At 41.0% G+C, this 18,432-nt stretch carries 22 protein-coding genes; 20 read left to right on the plus strand and 2 right to left on the minus strand.

Going from position 1 to position 18,432, the window contains the following annotated elements; genetic code table 11:
• The first annotated feature begins 14 nt into the window (after window positions 1–14).
• From HHA41_RS01720 to pyrF, 18 genes are all read left to right on the plus strand, one after another.
• Window positions 15–1,004: a DNA polymerase III subunit delta' C-terminal domain-containing protein gene (locus tag HHA41_RS01720; protein WP_168460254.1), complete on the plus strand. Its 990-nt coding sequence runs from the start codon at window positions 15–17 to the stop codon at window positions 1,002–1,004.
• Window positions 1,005–1,014: 10 nt separating this feature from the next.
• Window positions 1,015–1,356: a PilZ domain-containing protein gene (locus tag HHA41_RS01725; protein ID WP_168460255.1), complete on the plus strand. Its 342-nt coding sequence runs from the start codon at window positions 1,015–1,017 to the stop codon at window positions 1,354–1,356.
• Between the two features lie 24 nt (window positions 1,357–1,380).
• The gene (locus tag HHA41_RS01730) at window positions 1,381–2,154 is read left to right on the plus strand and encodes a TatD family hydrolase (RefSeq protein WP_168419014.1); all 774 of its coding nucleotides are present in this window, start codon (window positions 1,381–1,383) and stop codon (window positions 2,152–2,154) included.
• Window positions 2,155–2,250: 96 nt separating this feature from the next.
• Window positions 2,251–2,865 carry a TetR/AcrR family transcriptional regulator gene (locus tag HHA41_RS01735; protein WP_168419013.1) on the plus strand — a complete coding sequence of 205 codons (615 nt, stop codon included), beginning with the start codon at window positions 2,251–2,253 and terminating at the stop codon, window positions 2,863–2,865.
• Between the two features lie 7 nt (window positions 2,866–2,872).
• Entirely contained in the window at window positions 2,873–3,424 is a 552-nt protein-coding gene (locus HHA41_RS01740) for a prepilin-type N-terminal cleavage/methylation domain-containing protein (protein WP_168419012.1), read from the plus strand.
• Window positions 3,414–3,794 (plus strand): type II secretion system minor pseudopilin GspI, encoded by a 381-nt coding sequence (gene gspI, locus HHA41_RS01745; protein ID WP_168419011.1) that lies wholly within the window; start codon window positions 3,414–3,416, stop codon window positions 3,792–3,794. Before HHA41_RS01740 ends, gspI begins: the two co-directional genes overlap by 11 nt.
• Entirely contained in the window at window positions 3,791–4,420 is a 630-nt protein-coding gene (gene gspJ, locus HHA41_RS01750) for a type II secretion system minor pseudopilin GspJ (RefSeq protein ID WP_168460257.1), read from the plus strand. Before gspI ends, gspJ begins: the two co-directional genes overlap by 4 nt.
• A gap of 15 nt (window positions 4,421–4,435) precedes the next feature.
• Entirely contained in the window at window positions 4,436–5,416 is a 981-nt protein-coding gene (gene gspK / locus HHA41_RS01755; protein WP_171525205.1) for a type II secretion system minor pseudopilin GspK, read from the plus strand.
• Window positions 5,417–5,594: 178 nt separating this feature from the next.
• Window positions 5,595–6,191, plus strand: a complete 597-nt coding sequence (locus HHA41_RS01760; RefSeq protein ID WP_168419009.1) for a 6-carboxytetrahydropterin synthase — start codon at window positions 5,595–5,597, stop codon at window positions 6,189–6,191.
• Between the two features lie 37 nt (window positions 6,192–6,228).
• Window positions 6,229–6,942, plus strand: coding sequence for a uracil-DNA glycosylase (ung, locus tag HHA41_RS01765; protein ID WP_168419008.1), 714 nt, complete (start codon window positions 6,229–6,231; stop codon window positions 6,940–6,942).
• A complete protein-coding gene (locus tag HHA41_RS01770) occupies window positions 6,939–8,060 on the plus strand; it encodes an enoyl-CoA hydratase/isomerase family protein (RefSeq protein WP_168419007.1) in 1,122 nt (373 codons plus the stop codon). The genes ung and HHA41_RS01770 overlap by 4 nt, the downstream gene beginning before the upstream one ends.
• Before the next feature lie 28 nt (window positions 8,061–8,088).
• Window positions 8,089–8,616 (plus strand): tRNA adenosine(34) deaminase TadA, encoded by a 528-nt coding sequence (gene tadA / locus HHA41_RS01775; RefSeq protein WP_168460259.1) that lies wholly within the window; start codon window positions 8,089–8,091, stop codon window positions 8,614–8,616.
• A 66-nt stretch (window positions 8,617–8,682) separates the two neighbouring features.
• Window positions 8,683–9,114 (plus strand): SRPBCC family protein, encoded by a 432-nt coding sequence (locus tag HHA41_RS01780; protein ID WP_168460261.1) that lies wholly within the window; start codon window positions 8,683–8,685, stop codon window positions 9,112–9,114.
• Window positions 9,115–9,131: 17 nt separating this feature from the next.
• Window positions 9,132–9,824, plus strand: coding sequence for a (d)CMP kinase (gene cmk / locus HHA41_RS01785; RefSeq protein ID WP_168460263.1), 693 nt, complete (start codon window positions 9,132–9,134; stop codon window positions 9,822–9,824).
• A 119-nt stretch (window positions 9,825–9,943) separates the two neighbouring features.
• Complete coding sequence (gene rpsA, locus HHA41_RS01790; RefSeq protein WP_168419003.1) at window positions 9,944–11,620, plus strand: 30S ribosomal protein S1; 1,677 nt, start codon at window positions 9,944–9,946, stop codon at window positions 11,618–11,620.
• 160 nt (window positions 11,621–11,780) lie between these two features.
• Window positions 11,781–12,086, plus strand: coding sequence for an integration host factor subunit beta (locus HHA41_RS01795; RefSeq protein WP_168419002.1), 306 nt, complete (start codon window positions 11,781–11,783; stop codon window positions 12,084–12,086).
• Window positions 12,087–12,103: 17 nt separating this feature from the next.
• Window positions 12,104–12,469, plus strand: a complete 366-nt coding sequence (locus HHA41_RS01800) for a lipopolysaccharide assembly protein LapA domain-containing protein (protein WP_168419001.1) — start codon at window positions 12,104–12,106, stop codon at window positions 12,467–12,469.
• 182 nt (window positions 12,470–12,651) lie between these two features.
• Window positions 12,652–13,332 carry an orotidine-5'-phosphate decarboxylase gene (gene pyrF / locus HHA41_RS01805; RefSeq protein WP_168460264.1) on the plus strand — a complete coding sequence of 227 codons (681 nt, stop codon included), beginning with the start codon at window positions 12,652–12,654 and terminating at the stop codon, window positions 13,330–13,332.
• Between the two features lie 86 nt (window positions 13,333–13,418).
• Here pyrF and HHA41_RS01810 read toward each other — a convergent pair whose 3' ends face one another.
• Window positions 13,419–14,324, minus strand: coding sequence for a lysine exporter LysO family protein (locus HHA41_RS01810; protein WP_168460266.1), 906 nt, complete (start codon window positions 14,322–14,324; stop codon window positions 13,419–13,421).
• A gap of 69 nt (window positions 14,325–14,393) precedes the next feature.
• Window positions 14,394–15,872, minus strand: a complete 1,479-nt coding sequence (locus HHA41_RS01815) for an NAD(P)/FAD-dependent oxidoreductase (protein ID WP_168460268.1) — start codon at window positions 15,870–15,872, stop codon at window positions 14,394–14,396.
• Between the two features lie 154 nt (window positions 15,873–16,026).
• Between HHA41_RS01815 and HHA41_RS01820 the strand changes: the two genes are divergently transcribed.
• A complete protein-coding gene (locus HHA41_RS01820; RefSeq protein WP_168460270.1) occupies window positions 16,027–17,034 on the plus strand; it encodes an AraC family transcriptional regulator in 1,008 nt (335 codons plus the stop codon).
• 101 nt (window positions 17,035–17,135) lie between these two features.
• Window positions 17,136–18,290 carry a cell division protein ZapE gene (gene zapE / locus HHA41_RS01825; protein WP_168460272.1) on the plus strand — a complete coding sequence of 385 codons (1,155 nt, stop codon included), beginning with the start codon at window positions 17,136–17,138 and terminating at the stop codon, window positions 18,288–18,290.
• Window positions 18,291–18,432: the final 142 nt, after the last annotated feature.

Consider the following 18,432-nt stretch of genomic DNA (forward strand, 5'->3'; position numbering starts at 1 on the left):
GTGAATTGCCCACCATGCAGCATGATGTAATTGGACACGTTTATCCGTGGCAGCAACAAGTTTGGGAAAACCTGACTGGTCGATTTCCCCAAATGGGGCATGGTTTATTATTTTTTGGTAAGCAGGGTTGTGGTAAAGAAGCCTTTGCACAACAATTTGTAGCATGGATTTTGTGCCAGCAGCGTGATGTGCAATCACAGCCTTGTGATGAATGTAGTAGTTGTCAGTGGTTAAAATCAGATACACATCCAAATTATGTCTATATCAGCACCGATGAAGAGAATAAAAAACAAAACGCGAAAATTAAGATCGAGAAGATCCGTGATTTATTACCTTTTGTCCAGCAAACGGTAGATGGTTGGCGGGTAATTGTGATTGAACCTGCCGAAGCCTTAAATATTGCATCTTCTAATGCCTTGCTGAAAACCCTCGAAGAACCGGGTGATCGCATCGTGATTATTTTGCTGGCAGATCATTATCTTAAATTACCTGCAACCATTCGCAGCCGTTTACAGCATTTTGCTTTAGATCGAATTGATTCAGTACAAGCTACAGCATATTTGCAGCAGCATTTACCCGATTTGGATGTAACAAAGCAACAATTGTTGATGAATCTGTCTAACCACATGCCATTGCAGGCTTTAGCGTTAGCAGAGGCAGCATGGCTTGAGCAACGTACAGATTTTCTTAAAGACTGGTATAGATTGGTCACTCAAAAGAATATGCCAATGGCAATCGCAACAAAATGGAACAAAGCGCTGAGCTTTCCTGATTTTAGTCAGATGTTTGAATACTTGTTGTGTGATTTAATTTGTGTCAAGCTAAATCAAAGCATTAAAAATCTAGATTTAAGCACTGCTTTGCAGCATTTAGCCGAACAATATGACTTGGAACGTTTGTTTGGCTTATATGCAGAATTACAGCAAGCCAAGCCAATGCTTGAGCAAAACGTGCAAAGTAATCTGGTGCTTGATCAATTATGTATTAAGTTAATGAATATTTAAGGGGAACATCATGCAACCACGTATGGGCGGTATTATTCAGGCCAATATTCCTGATCTTGACACGCTATATTTAAGTTATATGCCATACGTTGTAGGCGGTGGCTTATTTGTACCCTCAAAACAACCTGTAAAAATGGGCGAAGAAATTTTTGTACTCGCGACTTTACCTGAGCAATCACAAAAAATTCCCCTAACAGGCAAAGTGATTTGGATTTCCCAAAAGCAAAATGGTATCAAATTGCAGGGCTTTGGCATTCAGCTCAGCGGTGAAAAAGGCATTTATTACAAATCAGAAGCCGAAAGAATCCTTGCGGGGCTTAAGTCTGACAACCGTACAAGTTACACTATGTAGGTAGTTTGCTTTTAGGAAAAAATCGTGTTTGTAGATACACATTGTCATTTAACCATGTTGGATTTAAGCCCTTATGATGGTGACTTAGATGCAGCTATTGCACAGGCACGTCTCGCAGGTGTCTCTAAAATAATGGGTATCTCGGTTGAGTTGGACGATCATATCGCCTTGGCTGCAATTGCAGCTCGTCATGCTGATGTAGGTTATAGCGTTGGGGTACATCCCTGTGAAAATGCGGAAAATATGGCACGAGCTACCATAGAGCAACTGATAGCTTTGGCACAAGCAGACAAAGTCTGGGCTTTGGGGGAAACAGGTCTAGACTATTTTCACAGTACCGATTTTGTTGCGGAGCAAAAAGCCTGTTTTGCACGCCATATTCATGCCTCGCAAGCTGTGAAGAAACCAGTTGTAGTGCATACCCGCGCTGCCAAGCAAGACACGGTGGATATCATCCGTGCCGAAAAATCGACCCATGGCGTTTTACATTGTTTCACTGAAGATTGGGTAACTGCCAAAGCGGTGCTAGATTGCGGTTACTATGTGTCATTTTCGGGCATTGTTTCTTTTAAAAATGCACAAGATTTGCGGGATGTGGCCAAACAAGTGCCTTTAGATCGTGTGCTCATAGAAACAGACAGTCCATATTTGGCACCTGTGCCATATCGCGGTAAGACAAATGAGCCAAAATACGTTCCGTATGTAGCCAAAGCCCTAAGTGATGTATATGATAAGTCCTTAGAGGAAATGGCTTTCATAACAACACAAAACTTTGAAAACCTACTCAAAGGACATTAATTTACACGCTGGATGTGTGTAAATGTGGCGCATGTCCACGTGAGATATGAAAATTTTAATTGATAGAATAGTGAAAAGAGAGTTTATCGGGTGAAGATGGATCGTCAGGCTCAGTTTCGAGCAAGAGAAACGTTAATTTTCCAAGTGGCAGAGCAATTGCTTTTGGAAAATGGTGAAGCAGGAATGACTCTTGATGCTTTGGCAGCAGAACTGGATTTGGCCAAAGGGACTCTATATAAACACTTTCAAAGTAAAGATGAGTTGTACATGTTGCTCATTATTCGTAATGAGCGCATGTTGCTAGAAATGATTAAAGATGCTGAAAAGCAATTTCCAGAACATTTAGCATTTTTTATGCTGCATCACTTGCATCATCCTGAGCGCACTGTGCTTTTTCATCAAATTGAAGAGCGTCTTTCTACCACAGGTGTTGGCATTGGCTTGTTGTTTAGTGAACTCTATCAAGTTCGTAAAAGCCGATTACGCATTATTATCCGCATGACTGAACAATATTTAGAATCTATTCATAGTCACATGGAAGTACGTGACTATTTAGCTTCCATTTGGGCGTTGACGCATGGTGCGGCAGCTATTTTAAACTCAAGCTTTTATCAGCGTTATTTGGGTTCGCGGGATACTCTACGCGTGGCCTATATTGATCAGGCTTTGGCTATGCCAAAACAAGCACAGTCTTTTGAACAATTGACCTAATTAAAATATGAACACTCCACTGTCTTCGGTACGCGGTTTCACGCTCATTGAATTGATGGTGGTGATTGTGATTATGGCAATCATGGCATCACTGGTTTTAATGAATATTGGTGGTGTCGATCAGCGTAAAGCCATGCAGGCACGGGAAGTGTTTTTATTGGATTTGCGTCAACTGAACCGTGAAGCCAATGATCAAGCACGTATTTTTGCTTTAAATTTGCATACCGCAACCGATGTTTCTCCTGCACGCTATGACGTTTTGGAATATCAGCCTTACGCTTCAGAGCAGCAATTAAGCCTGCAAAATAATCAAAAATGGCAAACTTATACAGAATTTAAAACGAGAACTTTGCCTGAACAAGTTTCTATCCAAATTTTATCTTTAGAGCAAAATTATCCACAAGCGAATCAGAGTGAGTTATTGCAAAGTAATGCGCCTGCCTTGATTTGGCTGGGTAATGGTGAAGCCAAACCTGTGCGGATTCAATTTTATTTTGAACAACGCCCTGTAGGTGCGGAAATTGAAGTCGATCATTTAGGGAAAATCCATGAAAGTTAACGGATTTACACTGCTTGAAGTGATGGTCGCTTTGGCAATTTTTGCAACGGCTGCCATGGCCATGACTAAAGTAGCCATGCAGTACACTCAATCTACCGCAAACGCTATTTTAAGAACCAAGGCGCAATTTGTGGCCTTGAATGAAGTGGCATCTATGGAAATGAATCGCCAGTGGTTAAGTGGTACAGAGTCAAAACAGGTTACTCAGCAGGGTGAAACTTGGCAAATTGACAAGTCCACACAAGCGACCATTAGCCCAAATGTGCAACGTGTGGATATTCAAATCAGTTTATATAATACAGAGACTGGGCAGGTTGAAGCAGGGGTAACGTCTTTGGTGTTTTTTAATGCACGTGAGCAAAACCTATGAGTGCAAGAAAAGGCTTTACCCTAGTTGAGTTATTGGTTGCGATTGCCATTTTTGCTGTGCTGTCTGCATTGGGTTGGAAGGTGTTTGATTATTTATCTAAAGTCAAAGACCGCAACGCCATGCATGAAGCCAATTTGGAGCAGTTGCAGGAAAGCTATCAGCAAATTTTACGTGATACCTTACAGGCTGTGCCTTTGGCTGCGAATGTAAAAGGGCAACAACAACCTGCATTGGTCTTACAAAATGGACGTTTTAATTTTAGTAAAACAGGTGTGACTGATCCTTTGCAACAAGGTATTTCACCGAATGAACGTGTCGAATATCAATATCGTGCCGATGAAAAAAAGGTGTATCGTTTAAAATATCGTAATTTGCATCAAACAGGGCATGACCAGCCTGAATCAAGCGTGTTGTTGGATCAGGTCGATGCGTTTGAAATAATGGTATTAAATCCTCAAACATTAAATAGCTGGCCTGAAAACCCGATCAATCCAAACCAAACCGAGCAGCTTCGACTTTTACCCAAAGGCGTAAAAATTAATTTGACTGTGCGTGATGTGCAGTATGAATGGGTTTTTAGTTTATTACAGACCGATTTTTTAAATAAAAATAATCAAAATAAATAAAGACAAAGGGCGGCCATGCGTTTACACCATACACAGACCTCACGCATTATCAAATCACAGCAAGGTATAGCCTTGATTACGATTTTGATGTTGGTTGCCTTAGCTACAATTTTGGCGGCGACCATTGCTAAACGACAAATGTATACCAGTGAGAATACTGCTTATTTAATGCGACAAAATCAGGCACTTTTGTATGCCAAAAGTGCTGAAGTATTTTTTTCAGAGTTGCTGCAAGATGATGCTAAAAATGCAGGGCAGGTCGATCATTTACAAGAAAACTGGGCGAAACCAATGCCACCATTTCCAGTCGAAGATGGCTATGTGTCAGGTGTGCTACAAGATGAGTCGGGTAAATTTAATTTAAATAGTTTGCTGACACCTGAAAATCAGATCAATGAAAAAGCTAAAAAGTATTTTGAAAAATTGTTGCAGCGGGTGGGTTTGCCTGCGCAGCTGAGTGAAGCGGTGATTGATTGGCAAGACCCGGATGATGAACCGAGTGGCGCAATGGGTGCAGAGTCGAGTTATTATCAAGGTTTGCCGCTGCCATATTTACCGCCCAATAATTTATTTCACAGTGTTGAGGAATTAAAACAAGTCCGAGGTTTCGAGGGCGGTAAATATCAGTTACTTACGCCTTATGTGAGTGCATTGCCAAAACGTGACACGACCATCAACATCAATACTGCACCAGCATTAGTGTTGGTGAGTTTAGATGAAAAACTGGATGTTGCTGCTATACAAAATTTATTAGACCGTCGCAATGCGAACTTAGAACATTTTAGTAACGTGAATGCGTTGTGGGAGTTGGAAGGCTTTCAGAATGTAGATGCGTCAATACGCAACGAGTTTTCAGGTTTGCTGGGTGTGCAATCTAATTATTTTAAAGCGAAAATAGAAGTGGTGTTGAGTGAGCGTAAACGACAATTTAGCAGTGAATTTGTACGTAGTGAGAAAACGGTTGATGTGGCATATCGAAGTTTGACGCCTTTTTAATTGGTTTTAAGTGGGCGAGCTTTGCTGAGCTTTTGATCTTAGCTCAAATTGACATGAGAACGCATCTTTAAATACTGTTATTGTCAGGCAATCTGAGGGCTAAAATTAGCTTATTGTTCACGTTTTGCATTATAATTATAAGGAATATCCCCCAAATATTGTGATGACCTAACGACACATGATAATTCGTAAGTTATTTAAGTTTGAAAATGCACATATTGTGCGTAATTGCACTTCCGACCGTTGCAAGCGCTCGATTCATGGTCATAGCTATAAAGTAGAATTGTTACTGAAAGCTTCCAAACTTGATCATGGTCAAATGGTGTATGACTTTGGCTTACTCAAAGGCGTTATTAAAGAATTATTTGATGCTTTTGATCATGCAATTTGTTTTTGGGAGCATGATGACCCTGAGTATATTCAGGCCTGCAAAAAATTTAGTGCACGTTGGGTATCTTTGCCTGTGTCACCATCGGCAGAGCAGTTTTCTCGCATTTTCTTTTATTTGGCACAGCAGGTATTGGCATCGACCATCACACAAAATGGGGAAGGTGATGTAGAGGTCTATTCTGTGATTGTGCATGAAACAGATACAGGCTATGCACAAAGCTTTTTAGAAGATATTGAAAATGCACAAATGGGTGAGTTGCAGTTAGCGCAAATCCATTTTTCTGATCAAGTGCAGGCAGAGTGGTCAGACCCTCAAATGTATGAAAAATTAAAACAGGGGATGAAGTTTCAAAACCCTAATGTTGAGTTACAAGTCAAACTTTAAACCAGACCATTAGACATCTACAAGGATTGATACAAGCATGTCTTTTACTGAGCAGCAATATGCGAGCTTAAACAAAGTCCAGTTGGATGACAGTTGGAAATACAGCTTGGCTGAATTTTTATTAAGTCCTCAAATGGATGCGCTACGTGAGTTTTTGTTGCAAGAAAAACAACAGAATAAGGTGATTTATCCACCAAGTTCGCTGATATTTAACGCTTTAAATACCACCCCTTTAAATCAGGTGAAAGTGGTTATTATTGGGCAAGACCCTTATCATGGGCCAAATCAAGCGCATGGACTCAGCTTTTCTGTGCAAAGAGGGGTTGCATTACCCCCATCTTTGCGTAATATTTTCCATGAGTTACATACAGATTTAGGTATACCTGTTCCACGCCACGGCGATTTAACCCATTGGGCGGAACAAGGGGTGTTGTTACTCAACAGTGTGTTAACTGTACAAGCAGGACAACCAACCTCGCACCAAAAGCAGGGTTGGGAAGATTTTACAGATCATGTGATTGATGTGTTAAATCAACAACGTGAGCATATTGTGTTTATTTTATGGGGCGCATATGCACAACGTAAGGGACAACGTATAGATCCGAATAAACATCTGATATTGAAGGCAGCACATCCATCGCCACTGGCAGCAAATCGTGGTGGTTTTTTTGGGTGTAAAGTATTTTCAAAATCAAATAATTATCTTAAACAAAATGGCATTGAGCCTATAGACTGGCAGCTGGACGCATGACACATTCTCCCATTTCAAAAGAATACCACCCAGATTTAATTGTAGAAGAAGCAAAAAATGGCTGGCGCATTGTGCGTTTGAATCGCCCAAAATCATTGCATGCTTTGGATGAATCAATTGTTTCTGCATTATTGGCAGTATTTGAAGACTTTCATACCGATGACAGCGTGAAAGCAATTTGGCTGGATTCAACTACACCTAAAGCGTTTTGTGCAGGCGGTGATGTGCGTAAGTTACGCCAGTTGGTTATTAATGATGAAGTTGCAACCGCCAATAAATTCTTTGAGCAAGAATATGCACTGGACTTGTTGTTGCATAACTATGCCAAGCCAGTGTTGGTTTGGGGTGAAGGTTATGTGATGGGCGGTGGTTTAGGTCTCTTCATGGCTGCGCCATTCCGTTTGGTAACACCATATTCACGTTTAGCGATGCCAGAAATTAATATTGGCTTGTACCCAGATGTAGGTGCAACCCGCTTCTTGGCAGACCGTGGTGCGATTGGTTTGTTCACTGGTTTAACAGGTTCAATCATGACTGCAGCGGGTGCCTATGGTATTGGTTGGGCAACGCATATTTGTGATGCGCAGCGTGCAGCAGTGTTAGATAAAGTCATTAATATTGACTGGAATCATTACCCAGCAGGTGACTTCCGTGCCATTGACGACACCTTGAACAGTATGCATCGTCCTGTAGGCCCAGGGCCGTTGCAAAACTCTTTAGATGTGATTCAAAGTGTGTGCCGTGGTGTGAGTTTTGAAAGTGACTATGAGTCGATTATTGGTTTGAGTGATGCGCGTAGTGACTGGTTGCGTCAAGCCAGCGAAAATCTGCAAAAAGGTTCACCAACCACAGCGGCTTTAACTTGGTTGTTATGGCAATGGGGTAAACAAGTTCATTCTTGGAATGAAGTATTTGAACTAGAAACTCAAATTTCTGACTGGAAAATCCGTCACGCAGATTTTGTAGAAGGTGTGCGTGCGCGTTTAGTTGATAAAGACTTGGCACCTGCATGGCAACAAAACGGCAAGATTAATCTCAAAAATATTTTTGTAGATAATCCACCTGTGACCACTATTGAAAGCTGGAATGAATTGTTAAAGCAATACGAAATTATTTAATTTTTCATTCTATTTCGCTGTTATTTGAATGTCAGAACAACACTATAGTGATGAAGATTGGATGCAGCTTGCTTATGCGCAGGCTGCATTGGCTGCGGCACAGGGAGAAATTCCTGTGGGTGCAGTGATTGTGAGTCAAAATCAAGTGATCGGTGCGGGCTATAACGCACCTATTTCTTTACATGATGCAACTGCACATGCTGAAATTGTGGCTATTCGTGCTGCTTGCGCCAATATTAAAAACTATCGTTTACCCGAAGACGCAACCTTATATGTCACCTTAGAGCCTTGCACCATGTGTGTGGGGGCATTGATTCATGCGCGAATTAAACGGGTAGTGTTTGGCGCGACAGAACCCAAAGCGGGTTCATTAATCAGTGCCAGAAAGCTTTTAGAATCGGGTTATTACAATCATATTTTTGAATATCAATCAGGTTGTTTAGAGCAACAATGCTCGAGTCAGTTAAGTGATTTTTTTAAAATGCGTCGTGCACAAAAGAAACAACAAAAGCAGCAACAGCTAATAAATGACCTAGATGATCAAAAGCAAACCTGAGTTTTACTGCTGATTTGCGTTAAACTGAATGACAGATCATTTAATAATTTATTCTCAGGTCTTACCATGAATGCCATTCAAATCAAAAAAGAATTTAATGCGCCTGTGTCGCAGGTTTTTGAATTACTGTCTAAACATGCGACATATAACATTGCCTTTGCGCCTATGCAGGTAGTACGTGTGAAAGATTCAGCTGACCCTGAGCGCCCTGATGGAGTAGGTTCTGTACGTCGCATGGGTATTGGGCCAATTAAGCCTTTGCAGGAGCAAATTACTTTGCTCGAACCGAATCAGCGTATTGAATATAAAATCATTAAAAACTCATTGATCAAACATCATTTGGGGGTAATTGAATTTCAAGATATGCCTGATAATAAAACTTTGGTGACCTACAGCATTGAGTTGCAAACTCGTGTGCCATTTGTGAGTAAGGCTATTTTGGCTCAACTAAAAACTGCAATTAAAATTGGCTTGTCTAAACTGGCCAAATCTCTCTAAATCATTACGGAAACATCATGACCGTTCAAATTATTACCATTGATGGCCCAAGTGGCTCAGGTAAGGGCACCTTAGCTGCAAAACTGGCAGCGCATTATCAATTTCATTTGCTTGATTCAGGTGCATTGTATCGTTTACTTGGTTTGGCTTTACATAAGCAAAATCTGCTAGATCGTCTAGATACAGAGCTGCAAGCGTGCATCGACATCGCAACACACTTAAACATTCAATTTGTAACCCAATCAGATGCAACTCAAGTGCTACTGGATGGTGAAGATGTTAGCCAAACTATTCGTACTGAACGTGTAGGTGAGTATGCTTCTAAAGTGGCAGCTGTGCCAGAACTAAGAATCGCATTGCTTGCCCGCCAGCACGCTTTTGCCCAAGCACCAGGCTTGGTGGCAGATGGGCGTGATATGGCAACCAGTATTTTTCCTGCAGCGCAAGCCAAAATCTATTTAACGGCTTCGGCGGAGTCACGTGCACAAAGACGTGTAAAACAGTTGCAGGGTATGGGGCTGGATGCTAAAATAAGCGACATTTTAGCGAATATCCAAGCTCGCGATAAACGTGACATGGAGCGCACTGTTGCTCCGCTTAAGCCGGCAGATGATGCTTACATCATTGATAGTTCTGAACTGAACATTGATGAAGTATTTGCATTAATGACGGCTTATGTCGATCAGAAGCTTGGTATTAGCCGCGCTTAATAGGCGTGAACCAATATATTCAGCGAACGCATAGCTTGATCAGTTTTATACGGACTATGTAGACGCTTAACTAAACCGGCCTTGTCTGATCCAAGACCGCTGACTTTATCAGGTATATCATGACCGAATCTTTTGCAGCCCTCTTTGAAGAAAGCGAATTAAACCTCAACGTTGAAAAGGGTGCTGTCATCCAAGGCGTTGTAGTAAGCATCGACTCTGACTGGGTAACAGTTGATACTGGCCTTAAATCAGAAGGCGTTGTAGACCGCGCTGAATTCTTAAACGAACAACGCGAACTTGAAGTTCAAGTTGGTGACACCGTTGATGTTGTTGTTGAAGCACTTGACAACGGTATGGGCCAAACTGTTTTATCACGTGAAAAAGCGAAACGTGCTGAAACTTGGACTAAACTTGAAAAAATCTTTGAAGACGGCGAAATCGTTACTGGTGTTATCTCTGGTAAAGTTAAAGGCGGTTTCACTGTAGACATCGGTCCAGTTCGTGCGTTCTTACCAGGTTCTTTGGTAGACACTCGTCCTATCCGTGACACAACTCACCTTGAAGGCAAAGAGTTAGAGTTCAAAGTTATCAAACTTGATGCTAAACGTAACAACGTTGTTGTATCTCGTCGTGCAGTGATGGAAGCTGAATCTTCAGCTGACCGTGAAGCACTTCTTGCTCAGCTTGAAGAAGGTCAAACTGTTACTGGTACAATCAAGAACCTTACTGACTACGGTGCATTCGTTGACCTTGGTGGTATTGATGGTCTTCTTCACATCACTGACATGGCTTGGAAACGTATCAAGCATCCATCAGAAGTGGTTGAAGTGGGTCAAGAAGTTACTGTTAAAGTACTTAAATTTGACAAAGAGCGTAACCGCGTATCTTTAGGTCTTAAGCAATTAGGCGAAGATCCATGGTTAGCGATCATGAGCCGTTATCCTAAAGGTTCTATCGTTAAAGCTCGCGTAACTAACTTAACTGACTACGGCTGTTTCGCAGAAATCGCTGAAGGCGTTGAAGGTTTAGTTCACGTTTCAGAAATGGACCACACAAACAAAAACATCCACCCATCTAAAGTTGTTCAGATTGGTGATGAAGTTGATGTTATGGTTCTTGAAGTTGACGAAGAGCGTCGTCGTATTTCTCTTGGTATCAAACAAACTCGTGCTAACCCATGGGAAGAGTTTGCTAAGAACCACGACAAAGGTGAAAAAGTTTCAGGTACTATCAAGTCAATCACTGACTTCGGTATCTTCATCGGTTTACCAGGCGGTATCGATGGTCTAGTTCACTTGTCTGACATTTCTTGGAACGAGCAAGGCGAAGAAGCTATCCGTCGTTACAAGAAAGGTGACACTGTTGAAGCAGTTATCCTTTCTGTAGACGCTGAAGGCAACCGTATCAGCCTTGGTATCAAGCAATTGAACAGTGATCCATTCAACGATTTCTTAGCTGCTAACGAACGTGGTGCTTTGGTTAAAGGTACAGTAACTGCTGTTGACGCTCGTGGCGCAACTGTTAAGTTAGCTGACGAAGTTGAAGCAACTCTTAAAGCATCTGAAATCAACCGTGATCGCGTTGAAGATGCAACTAAGTTCTTAGAAGTTGGTCAAGAAGTTGAAGCGAAAATCATCAACGTAGATCGTAAATCTCGCTCTATCAACTTGTCTATCAAAGCGAAAGACGAAGCTGAAGAGAAAGAAGCAGTTGCTAACTTGAAAACAGCAGCTAGCGGTCAAGACAATGGTCCTAAGACTATTGGTGATTTGATCAAAGCTCAAATGGGCAACTAAGTTGCGGGTAAACTGTATTGTTAATGTAAATTAACTAATACTTTTTACACAAATACTGTAAACGGTAGCGTAGTATTCAATTATTACGCTACCGTTTTGTATTTAAACAGGTTATTATCAGTTTTAGGTAAAAGTAGCTTGATAATTAAAGAGGTCACAGATGACTATTGAAGCACTTAATAAGTCTGACTTGATAGAACGAATTGCTTTGAAAAATCCACATCTGGCTGAGCCATTAGTGGAAGAAGCTGTTAAGATAATGATAGATCAAATGATTGCATCATTATCGGCAGATAACCGAATTGAAATTCGTGGATTTGGTAGTTTTGCATTGCATCACCGTGAACCACGTGTAGGTCGTAACCCAAAAACAGGTAAGTCTGTAGAAGTTGCGGCTAAAGCTGTACCGCACTTTAAGCCGGGTAAAGCACTACGTGATGCAGTAAACGAATCGGCAAATAAATAAAATTCCTAGGGGTGTTTATGCGTTACGTTCTCGTCGCTATTTTAGTTATTCTATTTGGATATTCTCTGGCACTGGTTTTGCAAAACGGCACTGAACTTTCGGTTGATCTATTGTTTACCCAAGTACCTGCTATGCGTTTGGGCTTATTATTACTAATCACGTTAGCACTTGGTTTAGTGTTGGGACTGTTGTTGGGTGTGCAAGTTTTCCGTGTATTCCAAAATAGTTGGGAAATTAAGCGACTACGTAAAGACATCGAACATCTGCGTAAAGAGCAAATTCATGCGGCTCAACTGGCTGCTGCTGAAGCTGCTGCACATACGCGCCATGAAAAAACAGTATTAGATGTGCATACAGAAGACCGTTCTTCTAATGCCCTTTAAATTAGCAAATTAAGTTAATTTAAAAGCAACACCCCAAGGTTTACTTTGGGGTGTTTTTTTATGCTTATATTTTTATAGTCATCTATTCCGCTTATGATCAGATTTGAGCTGTCTTTTGACTATCTGCCTCATGCGAATCACTTTATAATAAGCATTATTTGTCTAATTCATAGGTAATTCTCTTGAGTATCATTGTTGCCCTCGATGCTAAAAGCCAATATGACGCCTTAACCATTGCAGAACAGTTAGATCCTGCATTATGTCGAGTAAAAGTTGGTAAAGAGTTATTTACCCATGAAGGTCCAAGTGTAGTTAAAGCCTTGCATGCGCAAGGGTTTGAAGTGTTTTTGGATTTAAAATTTCATGATATTCCAAACACAACTGCGCAAGCGGTCTGTGCTGCGGCAGATTTAGGTGTGTGGATGGTTAATGTGCACGCCTCTGGTGGCCGAAAAATGATGGAAACCTGCGTGGAGCGTTTAAAAGCAGGGAATTACCAAACACAACTGATTGCGGTAACTGTATTGACGTCTATGGGGCGTGAAGATTTAAAAGACTTGGGTCTAGATATTGAGCCATTTGAGCAAGTGCAGCGATTGGCTAAACTCACAAAAGATAGTGGTTTAGATGGGGTGGTATGTTCTGCGCAAGAAGCAAAAATGTTGCGTGAAACTTTGGGACAAGATTTTGCCTTGGTGACGCCAGGTATCCGCCCAGAAGGTGCTAACGCTGATGATCAAAAACGTATTGTCACACCCAAACAAGCTATGCTGGATGGTTCGACGCATTTGGTGATTGGTCGTCCGATTACTAAATCTGAGAATCCTCGTCAAAGTTTGAAAGATATTTTAGCGACGCTTTAATTTTCCAATCTCAGACTCTCTAAAAGAAAGATAAGCCCTCTCTAACTCTCTCCCAAAGGGAGAGAGGACAATTGTGGATTCTACTTTTAAATAGCAGCCAATATACTTACAGCAATGGGGGCAAGGACTGACAATACAAATCCACTGACCATTGCATGTGGAATAAAATCATTACCACAGGCTTGTTTGACCATGGGTAAAGTCACATCCATTGCTGTTGCACCTGCAGCTGAAATTGCAGCACGTGGATAACGCCAGCCAAGTGCATACATCAACAATATTGCAAAAATCTCTCTGAATAAGTCATTCATTAACGCAATGCTACCCAACTCAGGTGTACGTAGTTCAGATACGACAATGCCACTCATAGAATAAAAGCCATAACCTTGTGACAACATCAGTAAATCTTTGAGCTGGATGGGTAGCCATAGTGCACAAAGTAACACGCCAGCGACAGAACCCATGATGCATCCAGCAGGAACCAACAATATTTTCCAATTCAACCAAGCGCGATCCAATGGTGAATAGGCAAGATCGAGTCCAATCATCCACATAAAAAATAACAGTAAGTACCACGTTTGTATCTGTGCTTGAAAATTCAAGCTATCTGTAATTTGATGCAGTGCATAACCAGCAAATAACGCTAGAAATGCATAACTGATGTTCAGGCAGGATTTGCGTAATAAATGCAGTGACACTTTACCGTGTGTGGTTTGTATTCCAATACCTTTAAATAAAAGATAACAGCATAGAAATGCACCCATTGAGGTGGCAAATGCAATTTGCATAGCTGTAGATAGAATCTGCACGGGTTGCTGTAGTGTGCTAAATGTCTGTGCAAATTCAAATGCAATCGCAATGAGTAAGATATAGCTAAAATATGGCAGTAATTGGAATGCAATTTTTTCAATGATAACGGGCAAGCGTTTAGCGAGTATAAAGCCTAAAAATAAACAAAATAATAATTGGAAAATCAGCCAAAGAGATTGCATGACATCAACAGGTGAGAAGGTGGATTGAACACCTGTTGATTATGCCTATTCAAATGACAAATCGGAACTTTATGCTGCTTTACTGATTAATCTAAAATCACTAGGATGCAGTGACTTGGTTTGAAGCCAGTATTTCCAAGTATAAGTTGGCCAAAGCGCAAAGTTTTTGCCACCATCTTGTTGATACCAACTCACACAGCCTGACTGCCAAACAGTGTTGTTTAGCATTGCTTCAACTTTTTGATTGAATTGATCTTGCACTTGATCTTTAACTACAATCGCCTGTGCATGCGATTGATCCACCAAATCCATCATTTGCAAAATATAATCGACTTGCGCTTCAATCATAAAAATAACTGAGTTATGTGCTAACACTGTATTTGGCCCAAGTAACTGGAACAAGTTCGGAAACCCTTTGTGGCTAATACCGTAATAGCTTTCTGCGCCATCTTTCCAAGCTTGTTTAAGATCAATGCCTTGCTCGCCAATACAACTAAATGGCTGTAAATAAATACGTGGGTCGGTAATAAAACCTGTGCCATAAATCAAACAATCAATTTTACGCGTTTGACCATCTGCTGTAATGATGCTGTCCTCAGTCAGTTCTTGAATGGCATCAGTGACTAGCTCAACATTTTTGCGATTAAAGGTCGGAAAGTATTTGTTGGAAACTAAAATGCGTTTGCATCCCATAATATAATCAGGGATGAGCTTTTCTGCCAATTGTTTGTCTTTGACCTGAAAACGGATATACGCTTCTGCTAGCTTCTGAGTGTATTTCATCACACTGGGTTGCATGATTGGAATTGCACGTGATTCATTTGACCAATATAAACGAGCACGATGCAGCTTTCTAAACCAGTCCAGTCGCTGAAAGATTTTTTTCTCTAAAGCTAAATATTTACGTTCATCCCTTGGAATAACCCAAGCTGCTGTCCGCTGCATTACATACAATTGTTTGACTGTTGGTGCAATTTCGGGAATATATTGAATGGCGCTACCGCCTGTGCCAATAGAGGCAACCACTTTGCCGTTTAAGTCGTATTGATGATCCCATTGCGAAGAATGAAAAACTTTGCCCTTAAATTTTTCAATGCCTTTAATTTTAGGAATTTGCGGAACATGCAGCGGGCCAGAGGCCAAAATTAAATATTGGCAACTTAATTGTTTGCCATCTTTTAAAGCAATGTGCCACACACAGTCTTTTTCCTGATATTCGGTATGCACCACTTCGCTATTGAATTGACAATAGTCACGTAAATTAAACTGTTGCACCACATCCTGAATATATTGAAAAATTTCTGGTGCTTCTGCGTAGCGTTTGCTCCAGTCGGTTTTTGGTGCAAAAGACAATGAATATAGATGCGATTGCACATCACAAGCAGCACCAGGGTATTGGTTTTCACGCCAAGTTCCGCCCACTTCATTGGATTTTTCTAAAATCACAAAATTTTGAATATTGCGTTGTAATAGACGAATCGCCATGGCTAAGCCACCAAAGCCTGCACCAATAATTGCGACTTGATAATGAGCTACTGCATCCTGCATGAAGACATCCTTATATTTATTTTGTTTGACTCAGGATAGAATAACCCGATGCCTGACAACATGATCGTGCTGACATGAAAATTGATATTTTCGGCAATTTCTATCTGTGGGTGAATCAGGTAAAAAGGATATTCTATTTCGCACTGTTCATTTTATGAAAAGATCTATACTTGGCTTGATGTATTTAATACAAGGCATGCGTAAAGCAGGCGTTGATGTCGATGCAAAATTGCAAAGTATCGGCTTGCGTGCAGACGCATTGGACACCAGTTCGGTGATTCATCCAAGTCTGGAATGGGATATTTTAAAAGTCATTGGTGCGGATGTTGAACCTGAAATGGGGCTGTTTATTGGACAGCATTATGCCTTGGCAGGTTATGGTCCTTTGCTGATGTTATTGGTGACCAGTCCTAATATTGCAACAGCATTAGAAAAGGGTATTCAATATCAGGGTTTGACTCATTTGAGCGGTCAGTTGAGTTTGCAGCATCAAACACAACAGATTGCACTGTGCTATCAACCGAATGATCTGCACAGCAGTTTAGGGATACTACGCGCACAATGTGAAATTTCAGGCACATTTAAGTTTATTCAAGACCTTTATAAAATGATGGGCTTGAGCGCACCACGTATTCGCATAGAATTACCCTTTGCACAGCCGCAGCAAAGTGAAGTGTTGCAAACCTTTTATGATTATTATGGTCAAGACATTGTCTTTAATCAGCCTCAAGCCGCATTTTGGTTTGATGATGTAGTGTTGAATGCACGTATTCCATCTGCAGATGCAGTAACGTTTAGTAGCTACGAAGCTAAATGTATTGTAGAGCTAGACCGCTTAAAATTAGAAGACAATACGCCTTCAGTGGTGCAACGTGTTAAAGATTATTTAGAGCTGCAACAGGGCAGTATGCCTAGCATGGCAGAAACAGCACAGGCCTTACAAATTCCAGAGCGGACGTTAAGGCATCAACTGCAACAATTGAACACCAGTTACAAACAAATTCGTGAAGATTTAATCAAAGATAAAGCACTGCGTTTAATTGAATATCAGGAGTATTCAATTGAAGTGATTGCAGAACTGTTGGGTTATTCGGAGCCTGCGGCATTTAACCATGCCTTTAAGCGCTGGTTTGGGCAAAGCCCACGCCAATATACCAAATAGCCTGTGTTTAGCTGAAGTATTCAGCAAACCTATGCCAAAGTGTTATATCTCGTGATTCGATCTTCGTTATAATCTATTTGCCCAAACAAGTATCCATGAATATGTCTGATTTTAATTCACCACACAATACAGCCTTTAATCCACTGTCACCTGCAGAGCGTTATGCGCAAGCGATTGCATCTGGGCAGTTCATGCCAGATGATGCACAGGCGCAGGCTGTACACGAACTTGACCGTGTGTGGCAGGAATTAATTCAACGCTATAAAGCTTCAAAAAAAGCATTTCGACGTTTTCGTCGTCAGACTGCGCCACAAGGTGTTTATATGTGGGGCGGTGTAGGTCGTGGTAAAACATGGTTGATGGATCAGTTCTATGATTCAGTTCCGTTTCGTCGCAAAACCCGCATGCACTTTCACCATTTTATGCAATATGTGCATCGTGAACTCAACAAACTTTCAGGGCAGCGTAATCCCTTAGACTCTGTTGCAGATCAAATTTATAAAGATGCAGTGGTGATTTGTTTTGATGAGTTTTTCGTTTCAAACGTCACCGATGCGATGATTTTGAGTGATTTATTCCAGAAACTGTTCCATCGTGGGATTACTTTGGTCGCAACTTCAAATATTGCTCCAGATGGTTTGTATAAAAATGGCATCCACCGTGACCGTTTTATTCCAACCATTGAAATGGTGAAAAAGCATTGTCAGGTACTCAATGTCGATGCTGGGGTAGATTATCGTTTACGTGTATTAAAACAAGCTCAGTTGTTTAAATCGCCACTCAGCCATGATAACCAAAACTGGATGGCGCAGCGTTTCAGTGCATTGACCAATACCCAGCAGCATTCATCTGAACCGATTATTATTAATCAGCGTACTGTAGAAACCATTGCACATACTGAAGATGTGTTGTGGTGTGAGTTTTCTGAACTGTGCTTTAAGCCACGTAGTCCTGCAGACTTTATTGAAATTGCCAATATCTATAATACAGTATTGGTCAGCAATGTACCGCATTTGACTGATTTCTTGTCTGAAGGCACACGTCGTTTTATTTACTTGGTTGATGAATTCTATGACCGTGGGGTAAAACTGTTATTGACCTCAGAAGATTCAATTATCGAAATTTATCAGGGCGAAAAGTTAGCATTTGAAATTGAACGCACGCGTTCACGTTTATTGGAAATGCAATCCGATGACTATTTAAATGCAGAACACCGCCAAATACAGGCAACAGAAGCCGAACAGCAAATGAGTTGATTTTAAAGCGCCTAGAATTAGGCGCTTTTTTATGTTAGAAATTCAGTGACTGCTGGTTTTATCGACATTTTGTCATAAACATGGCTTAATCTTGTGGTGTTGAAACAGGACTGTCGATGGTTTTTACAACAAAATCTGAACT

The organism is Acinetobacter sp. A1 (assembly GCF_012371315.1).
Classification (GTDB): Bacteria; Pseudomonadota; Gammaproteobacteria; order Pseudomonadales; family Moraxellaceae; genus Acinetobacter.

What these genes read in the sequence shown, in the direction of transcription:
- HHA41_RS01720 (WP_168460254.1), top strand. Translation starts at nt 15, where the DNA reads ATGCAGCATGATGTAATTGGACACGTTTATCCGTGGCAGCAACAAGTT.
- cmk (WP_168460263.1), top strand. Translation starts at nt 9,132, where the DNA reads ATGACCGTTCAAATTATTACCATTGATGGCCCAAGTGGCTCAGGTAAG.
- HHA41_RS01770 (WP_168419007.1), top strand. Translation starts at nt 6,939, where the DNA reads ATGACACATTCTCCCATTTCAAAAGAATACCACCCAGATTTAATTGTA.
- zapE (WP_168460272.1), top strand. Translation starts at nt 17,136, where the DNA reads ATGTCTGATTTTAATTCACCACACAATACAGCCTTTAATCCACTGTCA.
- HHA41_RS01740 (WP_168419012.1), top strand. Translation starts at nt 2,873, where the DNA reads ATGAACACTCCACTGTCTTCGGTACGCGGTTTCACGCTCATTGAATTG.
- tadA (WP_168460259.1), top strand. Translation starts at nt 8,089, where the DNA reads ATGTCAGAACAACACTATAGTGATGAAGATTGGATGCAGCTTGCTTAT.
- ung (WP_168419008.1), top strand. Translation starts at nt 6,229, where the DNA reads ATGTCTTTTACTGAGCAGCAATATGCGAGCTTAAACAAAGTCCAGTTG.
- HHA41_RS01815 (WP_168460268.1), bottom strand. Translation starts at nt 15,872, where the DNA reads ATGCAGGATGCAGTAGCTCATTATCAAGTCGCAATTATTGGTGCAGGC.
- HHA41_RS01810 (WP_168460266.1), bottom strand. Translation starts at nt 14,324, where the DNA reads ATGCAATCTCTTTGGCTGATTTTCCAATTATTATTTTGTTTATTTTTA.
- rpsA (WP_168419003.1), top strand. Translation starts at nt 9,944, where the DNA reads ATGACCGAATCTTTTGCAGCCCTCTTTGAAGAAAGCGAATTAAACCTC.
- HHA41_RS01820 (WP_168460270.1), top strand. Translation starts at nt 16,027, where the DNA reads ATGAAAAGATCTATACTTGGCTTGATGTATTTAATACAAGGCATGCGT.
- gspI (WP_168419011.1), top strand. Translation starts at nt 3,414, where the DNA reads ATGAAAGTTAACGGATTTACACTGCTTGAAGTGATGGTCGCTTTGGCA.
- HHA41_RS01780 (WP_168460261.1), top strand. Translation starts at nt 8,683, where the DNA reads ATGAATGCCATTCAAATCAAAAAAGAATTTAATGCGCCTGTGTCGCAG.
- HHA41_RS01760 (WP_168419009.1), top strand. Translation starts at nt 5,595, where the DNA reads ATGATAATTCGTAAGTTATTTAAGTTTGAAAATGCACATATTGTGCGT.
- gspJ (WP_168460257.1), top strand. Translation starts at nt 3,791, where the DNA reads ATGAGTGCAAGAAAAGGCTTTACCCTAGTTGAGTTATTGGTTGCGATT.
- HHA41_RS01735 (WP_168419013.1), top strand. Translation starts at nt 2,251, where the DNA reads ATGGATCGTCAGGCTCAGTTTCGAGCAAGAGAAACGTTAATTTTCCAA.
- HHA41_RS01795 (WP_168419002.1), top strand. Translation starts at nt 11,781, where the DNA reads ATGACTATTGAAGCACTTAATAAGTCTGACTTGATAGAACGAATTGCT.
- gspK (WP_171525205.1), top strand. Translation starts at nt 4,436, where the DNA reads ATGCGTTTACACCATACACAGACCTCACGCATTATCAAATCACAGCAA.
- HHA41_RS01725 (WP_168460255.1), top strand. Translation starts at nt 1,015, where the DNA reads ATGCAACCACGTATGGGCGGTATTATTCAGGCCAATATTCCTGATCTT.
- HHA41_RS01800 (WP_168419001.1), top strand. Translation starts at nt 12,104, where the DNA reads ATGCGTTACGTTCTCGTCGCTATTTTAGTTATTCTATTTGGATATTCT.